The 22,160-nt window shown below is 47.0% G+C and carries 16 protein-coding genes; 8 read left to right on the top strand and 8 right to left on the bottom strand.

Annotated features, from left to right (window positions below):
- Positions 1-72: 72 nt before the first annotated feature.
- The 3 genes from acnD to AC1RR2_RS11310 all read left to right on the top strand — a co-directional run bounded on the left by acnD (position 73) and on the right by AC1RR2_RS11310 (position 6,716).
- Positions 73-2,667, top strand: coding sequence for a Fe/S-dependent 2-methylisocitrate dehydratase AcnD (gene acnD / locus AC1RR2_RS11320; RefSeq protein WP_493222357.1), 2,595 nt, complete (start codon positions 73-75; stop codon positions 2,665-2,667).
- A gap of 222 nt (positions 2,668-2,889) precedes the next feature.
- The gene (gene prpF, locus AC1RR2_RS11315; protein WP_493222356.1) at positions 2,890-4,074 is read left to right on the top strand and encodes a 2-methylaconitate cis-trans isomerase PrpF; all 1,185 of its coding nucleotides are present in this window, start codon (positions 2,890-2,892) and stop codon (positions 4,072-4,074) included.
- Positions 4,075-4,826: 752 nt separating this feature from the next.
- Positions 4,827-6,716: a propionate--CoA ligase gene (locus AC1RR2_RS11310; protein WP_493222355.1), complete on the top strand. Its 1,890-nt coding sequence runs from the start codon at positions 4,827-4,829 to the stop codon at positions 6,714-6,716.
- 68 nt (positions 6,717-6,784) lie between these two features.
- Here the strand turns inward: AC1RR2_RS11310 and AC1RR2_RS11305 are convergent, their stop codons facing one another.
- The 8 genes from AC1RR2_RS11305 to AC1RR2_RS11270 all read right to left on the bottom strand — a co-directional run bounded on the left by AC1RR2_RS11305 (position 6,785) and on the right by AC1RR2_RS11270 (position 17,083).
- A complete protein-coding gene (locus AC1RR2_RS11305) occupies positions 6,785-7,990 on the bottom strand; it encodes a hypothetical protein (protein WP_493222354.1) in 1,206 nt (401 codons plus the stop codon).
- A 5-nt stretch (positions 7,991-7,995) separates the two neighbouring features.
- Positions 7,996-9,831, bottom strand: a complete 1,836-nt coding sequence (locus AC1RR2_RS11300; protein WP_493222353.1) for a carbamoyltransferase family protein — start codon at positions 9,829-9,831, stop codon at positions 7,996-7,998.
- Positions 9,832-9,837: 6 nt separating this feature from the next.
- Complete coding sequence (locus tag AC1RR2_RS11295; RefSeq protein WP_493222352.1) at positions 9,838-9,987, bottom strand: DUF5989 family protein; 150 nt, start codon at positions 9,985-9,987, stop codon at positions 9,838-9,840.
- An 89-nt stretch (positions 9,988-10,076) separates the two neighbouring features.
- The gene (locus AC1RR2_RS11290; protein WP_493222351.1) at positions 10,077-10,493 is read right to left on the bottom strand and encodes an SxtJ family membrane protein; all 417 of its coding nucleotides are present in this window, start codon (positions 10,491-10,493) and stop codon (positions 10,077-10,079) included.
- Positions 10,494-10,785: 292 nt separating this feature from the next.
- A complete protein-coding gene (locus AC1RR2_RS11285; RefSeq protein ID WP_493222350.1) occupies positions 10,786-11,667 on the bottom strand; it encodes an HDOD domain-containing protein in 882 nt (293 codons plus the stop codon).
- 223 nt (positions 11,668-11,890) lie between these two features.
- A complete protein-coding gene (locus AC1RR2_RS11280; RefSeq protein ID WP_493222349.1) occupies positions 11,891-14,512 on the bottom strand; it encodes a cation-translocating P-type ATPase in 2,622 nt (873 codons plus the stop codon).
- A gap of 209 nt (positions 14,513-14,721) precedes the next feature.
- Positions 14,722-15,486: an exodeoxyribonuclease III gene (gene xth, locus AC1RR2_RS11275; RefSeq protein WP_493222348.1), complete on the bottom strand. Its 765-nt coding sequence runs from the start codon at positions 15,484-15,486 to the stop codon at positions 14,722-14,724.
- A gap of 88 nt (positions 15,487-15,574) precedes the next feature.
- Positions 15,575-17,083 (bottom strand): leucyl aminopeptidase, encoded by a 1,509-nt coding sequence (locus tag AC1RR2_RS11270; protein ID WP_493222347.1) that lies wholly within the window; start codon positions 17,081-17,083, stop codon positions 15,575-15,577.
- 209 nt (positions 17,084-17,292) lie between these two features.
- On the opposite strand from AC1RR2_RS11270, the gene lptF reads away from it, so the two are divergent.
- The 5 genes from lptF to AC1RR2_RS11245 all read left to right on the top strand — a co-directional run bounded on the left by lptF (position 17,293) and on the right by AC1RR2_RS11245 (position 22,155).
- Complete coding sequence (lptF, locus tag AC1RR2_RS11265) at positions 17,293-18,450, top strand: LPS export ABC transporter permease LptF (protein ID WP_493222346.1); 1,158 nt, start codon at positions 17,293-17,295, stop codon at positions 18,448-18,450.
- Entirely contained in the window at positions 18,450-19,580 is a 1,131-nt protein-coding gene (lptG, locus tag AC1RR2_RS11260; RefSeq protein ID WP_493222345.1) for an LPS export ABC transporter permease LptG, read from the top strand. Before lptF ends, lptG begins: the two co-directional genes overlap by 1 nt.
- Before the next feature lie 20 nt (positions 19,581-19,600).
- Entirely contained in the window at positions 19,601-19,978 is a 378-nt protein-coding gene (locus AC1RR2_RS11255) for a sirohydrochlorin chelatase (RefSeq protein ID WP_493222344.1), read from the top strand.
- 336 nt (positions 19,979-20,314) lie between these two features.
- Positions 20,315-21,148: a hypothetical protein gene (locus AC1RR2_RS11250; protein WP_493222343.1), complete on the top strand. Its 834-nt coding sequence runs from the start codon at positions 20,315-20,317 to the stop codon at positions 21,146-21,148.
- A gap of 50 nt (positions 21,149-21,198) precedes the next feature.
- Complete coding sequence (locus AC1RR2_RS11245; protein WP_493222342.1) at positions 21,199-22,155, top strand: hypothetical protein; 957 nt, start codon at positions 21,199-21,201, stop codon at positions 22,153-22,155.
- Positions 22,156-22,160: the final 5 nt, after the last annotated feature.

The raw sequence follows: 22,160 nt of genomic DNA, 5'->3' as shown, positions 1-22,160 counted from the left end.
CCTCTCTTTTCGTTTTTCTCAGCGTCTCTGCGCCTCGGCGTTGAGGGGTTTTGATCTAAAAATGGATAAACTATGAACACACAATTCCGCAAAAACCTACCCGGCACGCAGCTCGATTACTTCGATGCACGTGAAGCCGTCGATGCCATCGAAGTTGGTGCTTACGCCAAGCTGCCTTATACCTCACGCGTACTGGCAGAAAACCTGGTACGTCGTTGCGATCCCGCGACCTTGACGGATTCTTTAAAACAGTTCATACAACGCAAGCGTGATTTGGATTTTCCTTGGTTCCCGGCACGTGTGGTTTGTCACGATATTCTCGGTCAAACAGCCTTAGTCGATTTGGCGGGCTTGCGTGATGCGATTGCCGATCAAGGCGGTGATCCGGCGCAGGTAAATCCTGTCGTGCCAGTGCAGTTGATCGTTGATCATTCACTCTCTGTTGAATGTGGTGGTTTTGATCCGCAAGCGTTTGAAAAGAATCGCGCGATTGAAGACCGTCGCAATGAAGATCGCTTTCACTTCATTAACTGGACTAAGCTCGCATTTAAGAATATGGAAGTGATCCCGCCGGGGAATGGCATCATGCATCAGATTAATCTGGAGCGCATGTCGCCAGTGATACAGTCACAACATGGTGTGGCATTTCCGGATACTTTAGTTGGTACAGATAGTCATACACCGCACGTTGATGCGCTGGGTGTGATCGCGATTGGTGTTGGTGGTCTCGAAGCAGAAAACGTCATGTTAGGTCGTGCTTCGTGGATGCGCTTGCCCGACATCATTGGCGTTGAACTCAGCGGTAAACCACAGCCTGGTATTACCGCAACCGACGTGGTATTGGCCCTCACAGAATTTTTGCGTAAGTCTAAAGTGGTGGGCGCTTATCTCGAATTCTATGGTAGCGGTGCCGCAGCATTGACGCTAGGTGATCGCGCCACGATTTCGAATATGGCACCTGAATACGGTGCGACGGCGGCGATGTTTAGTATCGATCAGCAAACCATCGATTACTTGAAATTGACGGGCCGTGAAGATACACAAGTTGCCTTGGTGGAGACTTATGCCAAAGTCGCTGGCTTGTGGTCAGACTCTTTAGTAACAGCCGAATATGAACGCGTACTGCAATTTGATTTGTCATCAGTCGTGCGCAATATGGCAGGTCCATCGAATCCGCATGCCCGTGTGGCGACCAGTGATTTAAGTGCTAAAGGGATCGCTGCCGCGTGGGATGATGTACCCGGCCAAATGCCTGATGGCGCGGTGATTATTGCAGCGATTACCAGCTGCACCAATACTTCCAATCCACGTAATGTGATTGCGGCGGGCTTGTTGGCACGTAATGCGAATCGCCTCGGTTTAACACGCAAACCTTGGGTCAAGTCTTCTTTGGCGCCGGGCTCCAAAGCGGTCACTTTGTACTTGGAAGAAGCTGGTCTGATGCAAGACTTAGAAGCGCTGGGTTTTGGCGTGGTGGCTTATGCCTGCACTTCCTGCAACGGTATGTCGGGTGCGCTTGATCCGGTGATTCAGCAAGAAATTATTGACCGCGATTTGTATGCGACTGCCGTCTTATCTGGCAATCGTAATTTCGATGGCCGTATTCATCCGTATGCAAAACAAGCCTTCCTCGCATCGCCACCGCTTGTCGTCGCCTATGCGATTGCTGGCACGATACGTTTTGATATTGAGAAAGATGTGTTGACGGTTGTCGATGGCAAAGAAATTCGCTTGAAAGACATCTGGCCTACTGATGAAGAGATCGATGCGATTGTGAAATCTAGCGTGAAGCCTGAGATGTTCCGCAAAGTGTACGAGCCTATGTTCGCGATCTCAACTGAGCAAGCGGCGAGTGTAGCGCCTTTGTACGATTGGCGCGCACCATCCACTTACATTCGTCGTCCGCCATATTGGGAAGGCGCTTTAGCGGGTGAGCGTACGATGACGGGCATGCGTGCTTTGGCAGTCTTAGGTGACAACATCACGACCGATCACTTATCGCCATCTAACGCGATTATGCTCGATAGCGCGGCGGGTGCTTATCTCGCCAAAATGGGTTTGCCAGAAGAAGATTTCAATTCCTATGCGACGCATCGTGGCGATCACTTAACCGCCCAACGCGCAACCTTTGCTAATCCGACTTTGAAAAATGAAATGGTGCGTGATGCAGAAGGCAAAATCAAAGCCGGCTCATTGGCCCGCATTGAGCCAGAAGGCAAAGTCACGCGCATGTGGGAAGCGATTGAAACCTATATGGAACGTAAGCAGCCTTTGATCATTATCGCAGGTGCCGATTACGGTCAAGGTTCCTCACGCGACTGGGCAGCGAAGGGTGTACGTTTGGCGGGCGTCGAAGTGATTGCGGCCGAAGGTTTTGAACGTATCCACCGCACCAACTTGATCGGTATGGGCGTGTTACCACTAGAATTTAAAGCAGGCGTGAATCGTTTGACTTTAGCTTTGGATGGCACAGAAACCTATGACGTCATCGGTGAACGCACGCCACGTACGACTTTAACTTTGGTCATTCATCGTAAGAATGGTGAACGTGTTGAGGTGCCGATGACCTGCCGTCTCGATACGGCGGAAGAAGTATCGATTTATGAAGCCGGTGGTGTATTGCAGCGTTTTGCTCAGGACTTTTTGGAGTCGAGTAAATCTGCCTGAGCATCTGGTGATTCGTATTGCCTCAGATTAGATCGGTAATTCCCTCCCCTTCAAGGGGAGGGCTAGGGTGGGGATGGGTTTGCGAAGTGGGAAAGCGCCTAGCTCATTCAATTGAAACCCATCCCCATCCCAACCTTCCCCTTGAAGGGGAAGGGGTGAACAGGCAGCAATGTACAGTCGTTGTTCGTGACTAACAAAGAATTTAGATAAGAAGGAAGACGAATGTCCCACCCAGCCCAAATCAAAATCCCAGCCGTCTACATGCGTGGTGGTACCAGCAAAGGCGTGTTCTTCCGTGTGCAGGATTTACCAGCAGCCGCACAGCAAGCAGGCGCTGCACGTGACGCATTGTTACTGCGCGTGATCGGCAGCCCCGATCCTTATGGCAAACAAATCGATGGCATGGGCGGCGCCACTTCTAGCACCTCAAAAACAGTTTTGCTCGCCAAAAGTAGTAAGCCAGATCACGATGTCGATTATCTGTTCGGACAAGTCGCGATCGATAAAGCCTTCGTCGATTGGAGCGGTAATTGCGGCAATCTGTCCGCAGCGGTTGGCTCATGCGCGATCAGCATGGGTTTGGTCGACAATGTTCCGCAAAACGGCATTGCCCTTGTACGCATCTGGCAAGCGAATATCAGCAAAACCATCATCGCTCACGTGCCGATGACAAATGGCGAAGTACAGGAAACCGGTGATTTCGAACTCGACGGCGTGACCTTTCCTGCAGCCGAAGTGCAACTCGAATTTATGGATCCCGCAGCCGAAGAAGAGGGCGCAGGCGGTTCTATGTTCCCAACCGGGAATCTGGTCGATGATCTCGAAGTGCCAGGCATAGGCAACTTAAAAGCGACCATGATCAACGCCGGTATCCCGACGATTTTTGTGAACGCCGAAGAAATTGGCTACACCGGCACCGAGTTACAAGATGCGATTAATAGCGATGCAGCAGCCTTAGCGAAGTTTGAAACTATCCGTGCTTATGGCGCAGTACGCATGGGTTTGATCAAGCACATAGATGAAGCAGCGAAGCGTCAGCACACACCAAAGGTAGCCTTTGTTTCTAAGCCTTTGGATTATGTTTCTTCTAGTGGAAAACAGGTTCATGCGAGTGAAATTGATTTGTGTGTACGCGCTATGTCTATGGGTAAATTGCATCATGCGATGATGGGCACGGCGGCGGTGGCCATTGGCACAGCGGCTGCTATTCCGGGAACCTTAGTGAATTTAGCTGCAGGAGGTGGTGCGCGTTCTGCCGTGCGTTTTGGTCATCCATCTGGCACCTTGCGCGTTGGGGCTGAGGCGCAGTTAGTTGGTGCGGAGTGGGTTGTGAAGAAAGCTAGTATGAGTCGTAGTGCTCGGGTTTTGATGGAAGGGTTTGTTCGGGTGCCTGGGGATTGTTTTTGAGTTTTTGTTTCTTGAATGATTGGTGCTGTTGATTTGAGGTCTGTTGGTCGGGGGTAGCCCGACAGCTACTTAACTTTTTTGCTTCGCCAAAAAAGGTAAGCCAAAAAAGGCGACCGTAGACTCGCCCCTTCGGGGTGCTTACGCTACGCTTCAGCATAATTTGTGCATCCCAAAAAATGGGAAAGTGTTGAAACTCGCCTTCGGCTCAAACACAACACTTTCTTATCCATTTTCTGTGAAGCACAAATTACATCGTCTCAAACGGGGGTAGGTCAAAAGCAAAGTCAAAAACAGCGACCTACAGCTGCTAATAGAAAAATGAACGGCCATCGGTACAGATTGTTTTGGTGTTGCCGTTGTTTTTGAAGTTGTGTTTGATTTTCACCCACTTCTGACACTGCCAATTGTGCAGAACAGAAAATGGATAAAGAAAGTGTTGCTGTCTGAGCGAAGCGAGTTTCAACACTTTCCCATTTTTTGTTTTGCACAATTGGGCACCCGAAGGGCAGTGGCAGCGTGGTCGCCTTTTTTGGGTTACCTTTTTTGGCGAAGCAAAAAAGGTAACTGGCTGTCGGGCCACCCCCGACCAGAGGACGATGATTTACCGAGAAAATGGATCGTTCCAACGAAAAAGACATCGCGAGAATGACAAATTTTGATGTAGTACAAATGGCGATTACCTAAAACCAACAACAATCACAAGAACGCCAAACAGAATTCAAACCAAAACGCTATAAAAAACTGGAGACACCATGAACTACCAAGATTTTTATCAAGCCTCAATTCAAGACCCTCCTAGCTTCTGGGATAAACAAGCCCAACTCATCAGTTGGCGCAAACCCTATGCTCAAGTACTCGATCACAGCAAACCACCATTTGCCAAATGGTTTGTCGGCGGTGAGACGAATCTTTGTTATAACGCGATTGATCGTTGGTTGGAGACACAGTCGGATAAGGCGGCATTGATCGCCATTTCGACTGAAACCAATTCCGAGAAAACCTACAGCTTTGCTGAATTGCATGTCGAAGTTCAACGTATGGCAGCGATGATGTTGGATCTCGGTGTCAAGAAGGGCGATAGAGTTTTAATCTATATGCCCATGATTGCTGAAGCGGCATTCGCCATGTTGGCGTGTGCTCGCATCGGTGCTGTGCATTCCGTGGTGTTCGGTGGCTTCGCCTCTAAGAGTTTAGCAACGCGTATTGATGATGCTAAACCCGTATTGGTGGTGTCTGCTGACGCCGGGATGCGCGGAGGTAAGGCAGTGCCTTACAAACCTCTGCTCGATGAAGCGATTCAGTTGGCGGAGCACAAACCTGCCAAAGTCTTGTTAGTCAATCGTGGTCTGGATGCGATGAATATCGTTGCAAGCCGTGATGTCGATTACGCAGCATTGCGTGAACAACACATGAACGCGCAAGTGCCAGTGACGTGGCTCGAATCAAATGAAATGTCCTACGTGCTGTACACCTCAGGTACCACAGGCAAACCCAAAGGCGTGCAGCGTGATGTCGGTGGCTATGCGGTGGCATTAGCATCATCGATGAAAAATATCTTCTGCGGCAACGCAGGCGAAACCTATTTCGCGACTTCTGATATTGGTTGGGTAGTAGGGCACTCTTACATCGTGTATGGTCCTTTGATCGCGGGCATGGCGACCATAATGTACGAGGGCACACCAATCCGCCCTGATGCGGGCGTATGGTGGAGTATCGTTGAAAAATACAAAGTCACACGCATGTTCTCAGCACCAACGGCAGTACGGGTATTGAAGAAGCATCCTGTCGAGTTGATGAAGAAATACGATATCTCTTCACTCAAAGCCTTGTACTTGGCGGGTGAGCCGCTCGATGAAACTACCTCGAACTGGATCGCTACGGAATTGGGCGTGCCGATCATCGATAATTACTGGCAGACTGAAACCGGCTGGCCTATCTTGTCGGTCGCGCGTGGTGTTGAACATAAAGATACCCGTCTTGGTAGCCCAGGAATTGCCATGTACGGTTACAACGTTACCATCATCAACGAAGCGACTGGCGCGGTGTGTGGTGCGAATGAAAAAGGTGTGGTGGCGATTAAAGGCCCATTACCACCTGGGTGTATGCAAACCATCTACGGTGATGATGCGCGCTTTGTGCAAACCTATTGGTCTAATTTCGCACATGAACAACTCTATTCCACCTTTGATTGGGGCATACGCGATGAAGATGGGTATTTCTTTATTTTGGGCCGTACAGATGACGTGATTAATGTAGCCGGACATCGTCTCGGCACGCGTGAAATCGAAGAAAGCATCTCCAGTCATCCGCAAATTTCTGAAGTCGCCGTGGTAGGTATTGAAGATAAATTGAAAGGGCAAGTTGCGGTCGCGTTTGCAATTATCAAAAATCCAGAACGTGCGGCCTCACCTGAGTTAGCAAAAGCCTTGGAAGCCGAAGTGATGGCCGTGGTTGACAAACAATTAGGTGCGGTGGCACGCCCAGCTCGGGTTTATTTTGTGGCGATGCTTCCTAAAACCCGTTCCGGTAAGCTTTTGCGTCGTTCGATCCAAGCCGTGTGTGAAGGACGTGATGCGGGTGACTTGACCACGATCGAGGATCCACAGTCACTGCAACAAATTAAAAACGCCTTAGGACAGTAAGAACGGTTTGAATAAAAAAATAAGCCCAGCAAGATATTTCTGCTGGGCTTTTGGTTTTTTAGCTTTCACTAGGGTTTGCTCAAGTATTTTTGTGTAATGACTTTTGCCAATTCCTGCATAGCTAATTGATTTCCCTCTTTGCCGAAATGCCAGTCTCCCTCGCGTACATTTAATGCCTGTTCGCTCTCAATCCTGAGGGGAATGATTTGATCGGCTAATGGCGTCTTTTTCAAGTGACGCAACCAATCTGAGCCATCGTAGGCAAAATACGTATTAGTCTTCAAATTTTTGACGCATTGTATTTCGCGGAATGCCGCATCTAAATCATTCCTGTAGGTATGCAGAATATTAAAGCTGGCATTGTGTTGCTGGCTGACTTTGGCAATCTCTTGAAACAAGCGATGAGTAATGGCGATCGAGTATTCTTCACGCGGCGATAGGTTCTTCAAATACGGTGAGAAATGATTGCGACCGCCTTCAACATCCTCTTCGGTCACGATGGTGTAAGCGCGTTCGCCTTTGCGATAGGCTTCTATGACCTCTTGTTCTATCACTTCATTTTTCGGACAAGTTGCGGGGTCGGTCGCTACTCTGGTGGTGGCAGGCAATTTTGCTAGCCAATAATTTAAATGCACTTGCTCAATTGAGCTTTTTTTGTCTTTACCTTGGGCACTCAAAGCGACACCCAAGAGCGTGCGTAATTTCCATTCAAAACTGGCCGGAATGACTGTTTTGAGCTTGTCGCCGTCCAGGGTGTAAGTTGGTTTTAGCTTGCCAGCTTCTAGCGTGATGCTGCGGTCGATAAAGGTATTTTCCCAATAATCATTGACAGGTGTGGTCCAGACAAGGACTGCATTGGCTCGGTATTTTTCAAAGTATTTTGTCAGCCACAGTAGCTGTTGATCCTGTCCCCATCCTGCCGAGGCAATGGAAAAAACTTTGACTTTGTCGCGCCCTGATTGTGCTTTGATGGCTTTTTCTAAGATGCCCTCGGGGATGTCTTCGAAAACTTGTGTTCCTGCTTCGGTTTGCGAATCACCGACCAGTAGCACCACGAAGTCTTCATCGGTATAGGCAATATTTTGCCCGCGTAGACCGAGTTGATTGGTGTGTTGGTCATGTTGATTCATAGGGCCGCGATAAGGGCTTTCATCCCATTTCCAGCCATGTTTTGGGGTAGCTGGAAAATCTGCAAAATGCAAAGCGGTTTCAGCAATGCCCAAGACAATGGCGATGGAGGTTATCGATAGGAATAAATTTTTGAGCAATTTCATGAGCTTTAATCTAGTTCAAATGCATTTTCGTAACTGATTTTTAATGCGGGGTTTTGCACTTCTTTTTTGAGATAACAATTGCCTATAGCTAAGCGCTCTATATCCGTACCCATAAAACACTTGAAGGCTTCTTCAGGCGTATTCACGATAGGTTCACCGCGTACATTAAAGCTGGTGTTGACCAACACTGGGCAGCCAGTCAGTTGTTTAAGGCGCGATAGCAAGGCGTGGTAGCGCGGATTGGTGTCCGCCGTTACGGTTTGCAGGCGGGCTGAATAATCGACATGCGTGACGGCAGGAATAGTGGAACGTGCGACTTTGAGTTTGTCGATGCCGAATAGATCTTTCTCAGCCTCAGGTGTGGCTATCCTTTGGTTTTCTTTGACCTCGGCCACCATCAGCATGTACGGACTATCCGCGTCGAAATCAAACCATGTATTGACGTCTTCGCGCAAAATCGACGGCGCAAACGGGCGGAAAGACTCGCGAAATTTGACCTTGAGATTGAGTGTGCTTTGCATCTGTGGTGAGCGTGCATCACCAAGTATGGAACGAGCACCCAACGCTCTGGGACCAAATTCCATACGACCTTGAAACCAGCCTATCGCGTTACCCTTTTGCAGGTCATCGGCACAAGTGGCGATCAGCCTTGCCTCATCTAATACCTCAAACTCGGCGCCCGCTGCACGCAGGCGACTTTCGATATCGGCTTGAGCAAACTCTGGACCAAGATAGCTGCCTTGCATATGATCATAGCCACTACAAGGCTTGCGTTCTTGATCGAGATAGCCATGATAGGCAGCGAGCGCTGCGCCTAGCGCACCACCTGCATCACCTGCAGCTGGTTGTACCCAGATATTCTCAAAATGTTGGTCTTTAAAAATCTTGCCATTGGCGACGCAGTTGAGCGCAACACCACCTGCTAAACATAAGTTTTTTAAACCCGTTTCTTTGGCGACACCAGCAACTAATAAACTAATCACTTGCTCGGTGGCAGTTTGCAAAGAAGCTGCCATATCCATGTGGGCTTGGGTTAACTCTTGTTCAGCGGTGCGTACTGGCAATTGAAACAGTTCGCCAAAATGGCGATTGGTCATGGTCAAGCCAGCACAATAATCAAAATACTTCATATCCAGACGAAAGGAACCATCTGGCTTGACATCGATTAAGTGTTTAAAAATGGTCTCGACATAAATCGGTCTGCCGTAAGGTGCCAGACCCATGACTTTATATTCGCCCGAATTGACCTTAAAACCGAGATGATAAGTAAAGGCTGAATACAGTAAGCCCAAGGAATGTGGGAAATGTATTTCCTTAATGACTTCCAGTGTTTTACCGCGACCTATGGCCAAGGAACTAGTCGCCCATTCACCAACGCCATCTAAGGTTAAGACTGCAGCCTCTTCGAAAGGCGAGGGGTAAAACGCGCTGGCGGCATGACTAACATGGTGCTCACCAAAGAGTAATTTATCTTCCCAATTGATCTTGGGAGAAAACTTTTTGAGTTCTTTTGCCAGCAAATTTTTTAGAAACAGTTTTTCACGTAACCAAACTGGCAGTGCTAGTCGAAATGAAGAAAAACCTTTGGGAGCAAATGCCAGATAGGTTTCTAGCAGGCGCTCAAATTTTAAGAATGGTTTATCGTAAAACGCGACATAGTCCACGTCGTCCGCTTGTATGCCTGCTTGTTCCAAGCAAAATTGCAAAGCCTGCGCTGGGAATGCGGCATCGTGTTTTTTACGCGTGAAGCGTTCTTCTTGTGCCGCTGCGATGATGACACCATCACGTATCAGTGCCACTGCACTGTCGTGGTAATAAGCGGAAATACCGACAACAAACATAGGCGCTTAAAAAAGAGTGTAAATGAAGGGGGCGATGGCGCTACCTTGCGCCAATACGATGAGCGCACCGAGCAAGGCCATGATCACGAAAATCGGTAGTAGCCAGAATTTTTTGCGAGAGCGCAAATAATTGAATAATTCTTTAATAAATAACAAAATCGTAGCCCTTGAAATGAAGGTGGTTTGCGATGGGTTTAAGTCGGCTCGAATGAAATTTCAGGGTAAATAAATTCACAATAAATTTCTTAAAACGGATCTTTCATGCTTTTGGGATCTGGTCCTGGAACTTGTCTGACTTTCCAGTAGCTTTCACGTTTAGCTTCGAATTTCAGGTCTAAACCGCGCTTTCCCAGTAGGCGCATAATTAATGCAAAAGGGGTGATGGCGACAAAAAATACTAAACCTAATGCGATAGGGCTGACAATTTTAGACAGCAACTCACCAAATTGCATCCATAAGATATTGAGTCTGGATAGTAATTTGGGAAACACCAAGGCGGGAATAAAGAATAAGCCTGCAGGGATTAGTGCCCAGTAGCGGATTGCTTGGTGATGTAATAAGGGAAAGAAAGCGATGATCAGGAAAAACGCGGACATGATGAAACCGAAATTTCTATCCGATGACCTGGCAATTTCATTAGTTGTTGGCGATTGCGAATGCATCTGAGACAAACTCTGGTGAGGCTTAGATTGACTACTTGCGTCAATGATTAAGCGATTAAAAATAGCGCGTAGTATCGCATAACCAGCTTGCGTATTGTCAATGTTATGTCGCTAGTGGAAAAAATGGGGTAAAGCTGGCTAGAAAGTAATCTAGGTCAAAGTTCTGCTCATAAAAAAGGGCATCGAATTTACTCGATACCCTTTTATCATCGCTGAGAAAATCAAGTTTTTTAAATGTGCTGAATAGACAACTACTAGCAACTATTAGCAACTACCAGCAACTGCCAGCAACTTAGATAATTAAAGCAGCAGATAATGTAATTACTTCATCTTCTGATTCTTCCAGAATACTGAGCAAACTACCATCGCCGACCACAAAATCAATTTCAGATTCGCAGCGATTCGTTTCACTATCGGTGCGTGTATCTAAGGGCGAAACCGTTTTTGCTAAATCATTGGCGAGGAGCAATGTGTCACCTAGCGTCTCTGGTGGCATAGCGTGTAAGCCATACCACATTGCCTCTACAGCTTCATTTACTTCCGAGGGGAGATTGAGGTTTTTTAAAACAGCTCGTCCTATGATGACTTCTTCTGATTCTGGTTTGGTGATCGTATTCCGGAATTCATCAAAGCTTTCATCATCGTTCGCGCCAGATAAGTCATCGGGTTCTAGTAGGCAGGGAAATTCTTCCGCACGTGATAATAAATAGAAACCACCAACTTCGTGCACAATACCGGCGAACATGGCCGTGTCTGGATTCAATTTGGTCACTCTGCGCGCGATCACTTGAGACAATGCGGCGACCTGTGCTGAGTGTTCCCATAATTGGTTGATTTTGCTGCGAATAATCGGGTCTTTACTGGCTCCCGCGATTTGACGCATGACGATAGATGCGGTTAATCCGCGCAGGGTATTGAAGCCGAGTCGCGCAATTGCTGATCGCACATTCGTGACTTCATTGCCGCGCATATAGGCAGCACTATTGGCAACGGCAACTACTTTCGCCGCCAACATGGGTTCGTTAAGAATGATTTTCGTCGCTGTATCAATGCTGCAATCGGGGACATCGATCGCTTCTTGAACTTTGAGGGAAGTGGCAACGCTTGCGGAAAACACGAGTTCTCCATGACGGGCTTGTTCCACTAATAGGGCTAGGGCTTCGGATTTATTCATGACACAGAGTCGCTCCGTATTGAGAAAATCACATTTATCTCTGTTTGATCTGAAGTAGTTTGATGCATCTTTCAGACCAGTATGGCGTCAATTGATTTTGCTAAAAATGACACTGCTAGATTGTGTGCTTGAATGCTGCTTTCGTCAAATTACAATGTAGCAGATAAAATTTCTTTATGGAAATTTATTTGACTTTCCCTTGTGATTTTGGGTTGTGAAAAACCTAAATTATCCGGTCAGCTAACTCGATTTTCGATTTGAGTAGTACTTTTTGAATCAGGGCCAGCACGATCATGACGCCAGTCATCGCCCCTGCACTCAGGAGTAAATGCAGCAATTGTGGGTCGCCAAAGTAAAATAAGTGACGTAAGCTTGGGATCGTTAGTATCAAACACAACATCAATGTTGCAGTCGCGCAGACCCACCATAAAATGGGGTTGGGAGAACGCAACGCCTGTGACAAATTCCCACTGAGTGAACGGTTTAGGAAGATAAATCCCAAGTTGCCGATGACCACCGCAGCGAAGGTGATAGCGCGGGTTTCATCGGTGCCTATGGCGTGTTGTTGGGTGACCCAATAGATGCCAATTATCGCCAAGAGACTAATACTGCCTTGCCAAAAACCACGCCACAATACCGTTGCCTGAAAAATACTCGATTCAATGGCGCGTGGTGGCCTTTGCATGATGTTGTCCTCTTCCACCTCCGCTTCGAAGACTAAGGAACAACTAGGATCGATGATTAATTCTAGTATCAAAATGTGTACAGGCATGAGAAGCACTGGCCAGCCCAACATGACGGGTAAGAAAGACAGGCCAATGATAGGAATGTGAGCCGCGACGATAAAGCTCAAGGTCTTACGTAAGTTATCAAAGATACGTCGCCCCAACCGGACGGCCGCGACGATAGAAGAAAAGGCATCGTCTAGCAAGACCAGTGCTGCAGATTCACGTGCGACATCAGTACCACGTTTGCCCATGGCAATGCCAATATGAGCCGCTTTAAGTGCTGGCGCGTCGTTGACTCCATCGCCCGTCATGGCGACGATAGCACCTGATTGTTTTAGTAAGCGAACGATGCGCAGTTTTTGTTCGGGCATGACGCGGCAGTAAATCTGGATTTTTTCTAATTGCGCTCTTAGATTCTCATCCGACATGGACAGCATTTTTTTGCCAGTCAGTACGCCAGCTTCACTATCAATACCACATTGCTGTGCAATATTGATTGCCGTCGCAGGATAGTCACCGGTCATCATCATGACCCGTATGCCAGCACTACGGCATTCTTGAATCGCGGTTGGGACGCCTTCGCGAACCGGATCAGCGAATGCAATTAAGCCTAGAAATTGGAAATCAAAATCATGCTGCCTTAAAGGTAAATTCACCTGTTGTTGAGCCTCATTAATTTGACTAAATTCTGCTTTGGCCACTGCCAGCACGCGCAAGCCACGCTCCGCCATGGCATTCACTTGCACCATCAAGTTGGCTGTCTGCTCAATATTCAGGTGGCAAAGATCTGCAATCGCTTCAGGCGCACCTTTGCTTGCGATAATCTGATGTGCAATATTATTGTCCTTACTTTGCCAGGCACGTGAAATTGCCATCAGTTCTTTTGATAGTGGGTACTCTTCCAGAAGTGTCCAATTTTGGTGCAGATGCTCGGTACCCCTTAAGTAATTTTGCCCTGCTTGTTGCAAGGCATTATCCATAGGTTCATTGCCCTGGCTTTGGCTGGCTAAGATCGCAAATTCTAAAAGCTCATGTAGCTTGTCGGGCAATTTCTCTTCTGAGTGACATACAAAGTGCTGATCGTCCGCCGCGAGTTCGGCAAGAGCCATTTTGTTTTGCGTCAAAGTACCTGTCTTATCAACACACAGGACATTGGCAGAACCCAAAGTTTCGATAGCGGGAATACGGCGTGTTAAAACTTGTTTTTGACCTATACGCCAGGCACCGATGCCCAGAAAAATGGTGAGTACGATGGGAAGTTCTTCAGGAATCATCGCCATGGCAAAAGTCAGCCCCACTAAAGCGCCACGTATCCAATCCTCGCGTGTATAGCCATACCAGCTCGCCAGTAATACCGCTAAAACGATACTGGCGAGCGCAACATACTTGACGACTTTGCGCGTCTCTTTTTGTACCCGGGTTGGTTCTTCTTTAATTGATGCCAGTGCTTGACCAATTTTACCGATAGCGGTGCTGCTACCGGTGTGGCTTACCACAGCGATGCCTTTACCTCGAACGACCAAACTGCCAGAAAAGAGTAAGCCGGCACGATGGTCGTCCGTATCGTTAGCTAATTTGGCTTTGATCTCGCGAGTGCTGTTGTCGTCCAGAAGTTTGCTATCAGCTGCTTTGTCGACGGCGACCGATTCTCCTGTCAATAATGACTCGTCCACGCTTAAGTTCAGGCTTGTAACTAATAGGCCGTCAGCAGCGATGCGGTCGCCTTCGCCCACCACCAGATAGTCCCCGATTACGACTTGATTACTTGGAATGCTTACTGTCACACCATCTCTAATGACCAGCGCGCGTGGGTTGGACAAGTCACGTAAAGCCTCTAGGGCTCTTTCCGTTTTATGTTCCTGATAAAAGCTAATAATCAGCATGCCAGCGACAAAACCACATAACACCAGCGCCTCGTGCCAGTCGCCCAACACCAGATAAATGCTGCCACAGGCGATTAGTAGCAGAATCATCGGCTCTGAAACCACTTGCCAGGCAATTTGCCATAATTTTTGCGGTTGTGCCGTGGCTAGTTCGTTTGGACCATCGTGCTGTAACTGCGCTAAGGCCTGTTGTGAAGTCAGTCCTTGAATTTTATCTTGGGCAGATGTCGGCATAGGGACAGGCTCTCAGGCTAGAAAAAAGTGTATTCCGAGTGTTACATGGAATTGACCTGAAAAATCGCATGCTAAACACGGCAATCAGGGAATCTCAACTTATTTTGTCTCAGATCAATAAAAAAGCCGACTGCTATTTTTATTAACGGTCGGTTTTTTACTTTTTTGTTGCGGCGATTTTTGCGTATCGTGGAACTTCTTCCTTGCTGCTAATCTAAAGTCGCAATTACTGGCGCGTGATCAGAAGGTTGTTCCCATTTGCGCGGCACTCTATCAACGACGCAAGAAGTGCAACGCTCGGCCAGCGGTTTTGAAAGTAGCACATGATCGATTCTGACGCCCTTATTTAGGCGGAAACCCAGTTGGCGATAATCCCACCAGCTAAATGTTTTTTCAGCTTGATCAAATTGACGGAAGCTATCGCTCAGACCCAAATCGATCAAAGCTTGAAAAGCCGCGCGTTCCGGTGGAGAAACCAGATTCATGCCTTCCCACGCTGCGGGATCATGAACGTCACGATCATCTGGCGCGATGTTGTAGTCGCCTAATAAAGCGAGTTGCGGATACTGCGCCATTTCGCTCTTGACCCAAGTGTGTAAAGCCGCCAGCCAACGCAGTTTGTAAGGAAATTTTTCGGAATCGAGCGCCTGACCATTCGGCACATAGGCGCAGATGATGCGCATACCGGCGATCGTAGCGGCGATGATGCGTTGCTGCTCATCTTCAAACAGGGGATTGTTTTTCTGCACCTCCTCTATAGGATGACGGGAAAGGATGGCGACGCCGTTGTAGGTTTTTTGTCCGGTGAAGGCGACTTGATAACCGGCGGCTTCGATTTCTACTTGTGGAAATTTATCGTCGGTTAATTTGGTTTCTTGTATGCACAAGACATCAACAGGATTAGCTTCCAGCCATTGTAAAACTTGTGGCAGGCGCACCTTCAGGGAGTTCACATTCCAGGTAACTAGTTTCATATTTGATCTCACGCAAAAGCTGGATTCGTAAAAATAAAAAACGCGCTCGATGCGGACAAAGAGCGCGTTGATAGACTACATCAGCAGCTTAGCCAGCGCGGTTCACTAAGAAAGCTGTCAGCATAGGTACTGGACGGCCAGTAGCGCCTTTGGCTGCGCCCGATTTCCACGATACACCGGCGATATCTAAGTGTGCCCAGGTGTATTTCTTAGTGAAACGCTCAAGGAAACAAGCCGCGGTAATTGAGCCTGCCGCTGGGCCTCCGATGTTCGCGATATCGGCGAAATTCGATTTCAACTGCTCGTTATACAGCTCGCCAATTGGCATGCGCCAAGCGACGTCATTGGCTTGTTTACCCGCCGCCAGCAATTCCTCTGCTAATTTGTCATGGGTATCGTCATGGCGCGTAAACAGGCCTGTTGTATGGTGACCCAGTGAAGTAATAATCGCGCCAGTCAAGGTGGCAACGTCGATCACAGCCGCGGGTTTGAAACGCTCAACATAGGTCAGCGCATCACATAAAATCAAACGACCTTCTGCATCAGTATTTAAAATTTCTATGGTTTGACCGGACATGGAGGTAACAATATCGCCGGGACGTGTGGCGCTGCCAGAAGGCATATTTTCGCAAGTTGGGATGACTGCAATGACATTCAGTTTCAATTTCATTTCACCGATAGCGCGCATAGTGCCGAGCACAGAGCCAGCGCCACCCATGTCATATTTCATCTCATCCATGCCTGCGCCTGGTTTTAAAGAGATACCACCGGAGTCGAAGGTAATACCTTTGCCGACCAAGACCACGGGCGCGTCTTTGGCTTTACCGCCCATGTGTTTTAAAACGATGAACTTAGGTGGCTCATCCGTGCCAGCGGAAACCGACAAGAAGCTATTCATCTTCAAAGCTTGAATTTGCTTGCGTTCCAGTACTTCCACACCCATTTTGAATTCGGCGGCGATCTTCTTGGCGGTGTTGGCCAAGTGCGTCGGTGTGCAGAAATTGGCTGGCATATTGCCTAGCTCTTTCGTTAATTCCATGCCATTTACCAAAGCGATACTTTGCGCTAATGCTAATTTGGCCGCGTTCGCTTCGCTTGTTGCGACAATAATCGCTACTTTTTTTACATTAGCTGCGATCGTGTCTTTTTTACTCTTATGTGCGTCAGTACGGAACACTGCTTCGTGGAAAGCGATTACCGCTTGGCGGATCGACCATGCCAAATCACGTCCATCGACGGTGGGCAGAGCAATGCTGACATCGCCAGCACCAAGGTTGTTTAAGCTACGAGCAGCAACTTGTAAGGCGGTGTTGTAGGCTTTTTCGCTGACTTTGGCTGGATCGTCGCCCAATCCCACCAATAACACGCGTTCGGCGGCAACGTCAGCGAGATTGCGCAAGAGCAGGGAAGAGCCGATTTTGCCCGTGATGTCGCCGGATTTTAAGGCGGCATCGATGGCTGTTTTCTTATTTAATTGTAGCGCTTGTGCCGACAATTTCTTGTTTTCGAATACGCCGACCACGATGCAGCCAGTTTTGACCGTGCTTAGGTTATCTGCCGCGCTTTTTGCTACTAGTGTTTTTATGCTAAAGTCCACGTTTTGCTCCTTATTGGTGATCCGTTTTAACGATCAGTTCTTTGATCTTAATGATCAATTTTTCAGCGATTAGATTCTCAAATGTCGCGAAGAATTAGGTAAAACGATTATTATAACCGCCTTATAGCGCTGGAATCGATTTCCCGGCGTTTGCAAGCCGCAGACTTACGACTCGATTAACGTCCTGATTATTAAAGTTATTTATCCCTATGATTTTTGAACGTGCGCTCAGACGAGAATTGCTCAGTGCTGCTGGCGCTGTATTTACGACCTTATTTACAATTACTGTGACCTTTATGCTGATCCGCATTTTGGGTGAAGCGGCGGGCGGTAAAGTGGCATCCACGGATGTCCTGATTTTGATCGGCTTTAATTCTTTGGACTATTTTCCGATTTTATTGATACTTACAGGATTCATCTCGGTCTTGCTCGTAGTGACGCGCGCTTATCAAGATTCGGAAATGGTGGTGTGGTTTGCCTCAGGTTTGAGTTTGACGAAATGGATTAAGCCCGTGTTAAGTGTTGGCATTCCTCTGGTTTTAATAGTGGCGACTTTAAGTTTGGTGGTGTCACCCTGGGCGAATGAGCAAAAAATGGAAGTGCGCAATCGCTACGAAAAGCGTGAAGATATCGCGAAAGTCGCGCCAGGTAAGTTTCAAGAGTCACGCAGTGGTGGTCGAGTCTCGTTCGTGGAAGAAGTTTCAGGTGATCTGAGTAAAGTACAAAATATTTTCACCAGCATGATGAATAATGGACGTTCAAGTGTGATCGTGGCGAAAGAAGGTAAGATAGAAATTGATGCGCATGGCGATCGTTTTCTGGTCATGAGTAAGGGGCGGCGCTATGATGGTCTGCCGACCGAAGGTGATTTTCAGATGATGCAATTTGAAAAATATGCGGTCTTGGTCTCGGCACAAAATACGCTGGATACCAATAATAAATCGGCCAAAGCCTTACCATTGCAAGCATTATTGGACCAACCCAATCCTAGCCATGATGGCGAATTGCTGTGGCGCGTTTCCTTGCCTTTTATGGGTTTGCTATTAATGCTGTTGGCGATTCCACTGGGCTTTGTTAATCCCCGCGTTGGACGTTCGGCTAACATGATTGTGGCCTTGGTTTTTGTCGCGATTAACTTAAATATTTTAAATATGTTGCAACTGGCCGTCGTGGAAGGTCGTTTGAGCTTCTGGAAAGCGTCTTGGCCTATGCATGCGACGGTTGCGCTTTTCATCGCGATATTTTTTGTATGGCGTCTGAAATTAAATAGTCCTTTGCATCCTAGCGGCATCTGGAATCGTATCAAGGGCTGTATACAAATTAAAAAAGAGCAGAAGTGCGCTGAAGATCAAACGGTGAATTCATAATGAAAGTTCTACAGCGTTATTTTGGCACGGAAATTATTCGTGCCGTGTTTTTTGTCTTACTCGCCTTGCTGGTGCTCACTTCATTTTTTGATTTAATGAATGAAGCCTCTTCGGTGAATAAAGGCGGTTATCAGATCAAACATGCTTTGCTCTACGTGCTCTTGAATATTCCTGGCAATGCCTATGATTTTCTACCCATTGCAGCATTAATCGGCACTATCTACGTATTGGCACAATTTGCCAGCAATTCGGAATTCACTATCATGCGTGCCGCCAGTATGTCGTCCTGGACCGCTGCGAAAATGTTGGCAAAGATAGCGATTATTTTGATCGCATTTACATTTTTGCTCGGTGAAGTGATTGCACCTATATCCGCGAAGACGGCAAAAAAAGTGAAGCTCGCGGCGACGAATGGTCCAGTCACACAAGGCTTTCGCAGCGGCTTGTGGACCAAGGATTTGATCCGTGATGCTCACGATAAATCTTTGGTTATCGGCACCCGATTTTTGAATGTACGCGAAGTCTCCCCGACCCGTGCATTATTGGGTGTCAAAGTGTATGAGTTTGATACTAATTTTCAATTACTACGCGAAATTAATGCCAGCAAGGCGGAGTACGTTCGCTCTCATGTTTGGCGTTTAAGCGATGTGGTAGAAACTGATTTTCCTAAGAACTTGGCAGAAGAAACTAAGATTGCTTCGAATACGCACAAGCTGGCGTCGAAAGACTTAGAGTCAGAAATTACCCCGGATATTTTGGCGGTGCTGTTTATTGATCCTGATCGTATGTCTGCGTATGAGTTGGCATCCTACACCCGACATTTATCTGAAAATAAGCAATCCACAGAACGCTATGAAATCGCGTTTTGGAAAAAACTTACTTACCCGATTTCTATTTTAGTGATGATGGCACTGGCCTTACCCTTCGCTTATTTGCATGCGCGGGATGGTGGTATCAGCCTGCGTATTTTCAGTGGCATTATGTTAGGCATGGTGTTTTATCTGGTGAACAGTTTGTTCTCACATCTAGGCATGATTAATACCTGGCCTGCGCTTATCACTGCCTTATTCCCTAGTTTATTATTTTCAGGCATGGCCTTCGCTGGCCTGCGTTACGTTGAACGTAATTAGTTAATTGAAAGCCTGCCTCGATGTCTAAAAAAGCCCTGATCCTTTTCGCCCACGGTGCACGCGCTGCAAGCTGGGCAGCGCCATTTCAACGACTGCAAAAATTGACTCAAGAGAGCTTGCCCGAGATGCGGGTTGAGTTGGCGTTTCTAGAATTGATGCAACCTCAGCTGCCTGAGTTGGTCGCAGATTTAGTCAATGCAGGTTGCGAAGACATCACCATCACACCGATTTTTCTTGGACAGGGCGGACATGTATTACGTGACTTGCCTTTGATGGTGGAGGAATTGCGTGTTCGCTTTCCGCATTTAAAATTGGAACAAGTCGAAGCCGCGGGTGAAAATCCCGCGGTATTGCTGGCGATTCGTGATTATTGTGTTGGTGCTCTGAATCGAAATTGAGGATTTGTACCGAATCCAAATCAATTGGACTTAATGTATAAATCCATTGCGATAGTGCTCAGTTTTTTTTCAATAAAACCTAGGCGCATCACTTCTGACAGCATTCTTGACCCAGGCCATAGGCTCTGGTCAGCTCGAACCTAGCCCAAACTGCTAATAAACTCAGAGAAAAATAGAATGAATAGGCCTAGTCCCAAGAATACATTTAGTGCATTCACAATCGCTGGATTGATCATAATTGGGATGTATTTTTTCTTTGCGCAAATTGAAACAATTGCGCCAACTTCTGAGCTTGCCAGGAGTTTATCAGGTGGGGCAAGCGTTAATGATAGTTCGATGTCGCTCAATGCAGTAACTGAGAAAGCGCCAATTTTAGCCGCTCCAAGTTTGAATGTGTTGGCGAATAAATACGCTCAAGCAAAAGACATGCGGGTTTTTGTTGAGTGGGCAAAACAGCATCCAGAATTAGGTGGCTGGTTCTATGCAGAAAAAGGGGTGAGGGATTGTCTAATGGTACGAAATTTTGTGACCAGCAATGAGTCAATTGCAAAGTATGGAAGTTACTACACACCCGAAAATTACCCAAAACGCCAACAAGCTTTTGAGTCCCTGAAAACCCTTTGCCAAGGGTTTTTGTCGAGTGAAATCTCAGATGCAGTGTTACGTACTATGAGTCAACAAGCAAAACAATCAGGGGATATTTTTTATCGGATTGTTGCCGATCTCGAAAGCGTGAATGCGCAGAAAGATGCGGTGAAGAAGGCTGCTTCCCTTGATAAAATCAATAAAAAAATATTTGCCACAAAAGATCCTCTTTTGATTGAGCGTTACGGTTATAGCTTGAACGTAGGTAATTTAGCTCAATCGAGAGTGTATTGGTTGGATGGCATTGCCTATGAAGTTAATAGTCCAGCAGGACGTAATATGATGCAAGCTTGGACCTTGGTGCCGTGCTCACTAGGCTTGCAATGTGATGTCACGCATCAAACCGTGATGATCGCTTGTCTGCAATTCAATTTGTGCGGAAAATCTTATTTGGATTACATAGAAATGGACTTGAAGAATGGCAACGAGGCCGATCGTCTGCCCCAACTAATGGGATTTTATAAACGATTGTCTGAGGTGGTGAATGCCGGTGACTGGGATGCATTCAAACCTAAGACTCAATAGTATTTACTTATTTTTTGCTCATTAATCGCAAGTGTGTCGAACAATACAACATGACTAAACCAGTTATTAGCTTTGTCATAGTTGGTCTGGCGGCGCTACTTGCTTTTTTCTTTTTTTGGGGGCGGGTGGAAAATGAGCCTTCACCCCCAATGTCAAATCAGGTAGATCGAAAAATAGAAAAACCTGTAGGTTCTGTGACGATTGCTGAGAACGCAAAGCAATCACCTCACGAACTTGAAATGATTGCGACTGAATTCAGACGCTCAAGAAATCTGCGGGCATTGGTTCAAAAACTCAAAAATAGCGCTGCCCAAGGAAGTGTATTTTATGCACGAAGCGCTATCGCAGAGTGCGCGCTATTTCGTAGTGGTTTCCCTTCTAGTTTTGAGGCCAACACAGTCGTTAAACATCAAACAGATGAAGTTCATGCACTCAATTTGGCGAGAGAGGCTGCATTTAGCTTTTTACGTGACCGCTGCTTAAGTTTTGAAGGCTTTGATCTTTTCGCTGAAGAACAAACGCTTTTGAAAGCAGACAGTGTAAAAAATGACGCGATATTTGCTTTATATACGCGGCTGAATAAAAACTTTGAGCCTGAATCTGCAAAGCGAGAACTTGAAGCTTTAGTGACTGATATCATCAATACAAAAAATCCTGATCTTATCCGCAGCCTGGCGGCGAAGTTGGCAAAAAATGAGCTGCCGGCTTCGTTTCGGTCTGACAATCTTTTGGATGCTACTGAAGCATATCAGTACGCCTGGCGATTGGCTGCTTGCGACTTAGGAAGTGGTTGTGGTGCTGATGAAATCGATTTGAAGATGAATTGTTATCTTATGTCGATTTGTGAAAAAAGTGTACAGGCTTTGGTGGAAAGAGAAATTGAACGTGATGGTAAGGAGCCTGTGTTTGCGTCAGAAGTGAAGCGTTTAAAATCCTTGATTATTCAAACTATTCATCAAGGAGATGTTAGTGTTTTTTGGGGCCCTAAACTGCTGGTGAAACAATAAATCGA

Source organism: Undibacterium sp. GW821-FHT11H02, from assembly GCF_058808015.1.
This window is presented reverse-complemented; position numbering and strand designations above follow the sequence as displayed.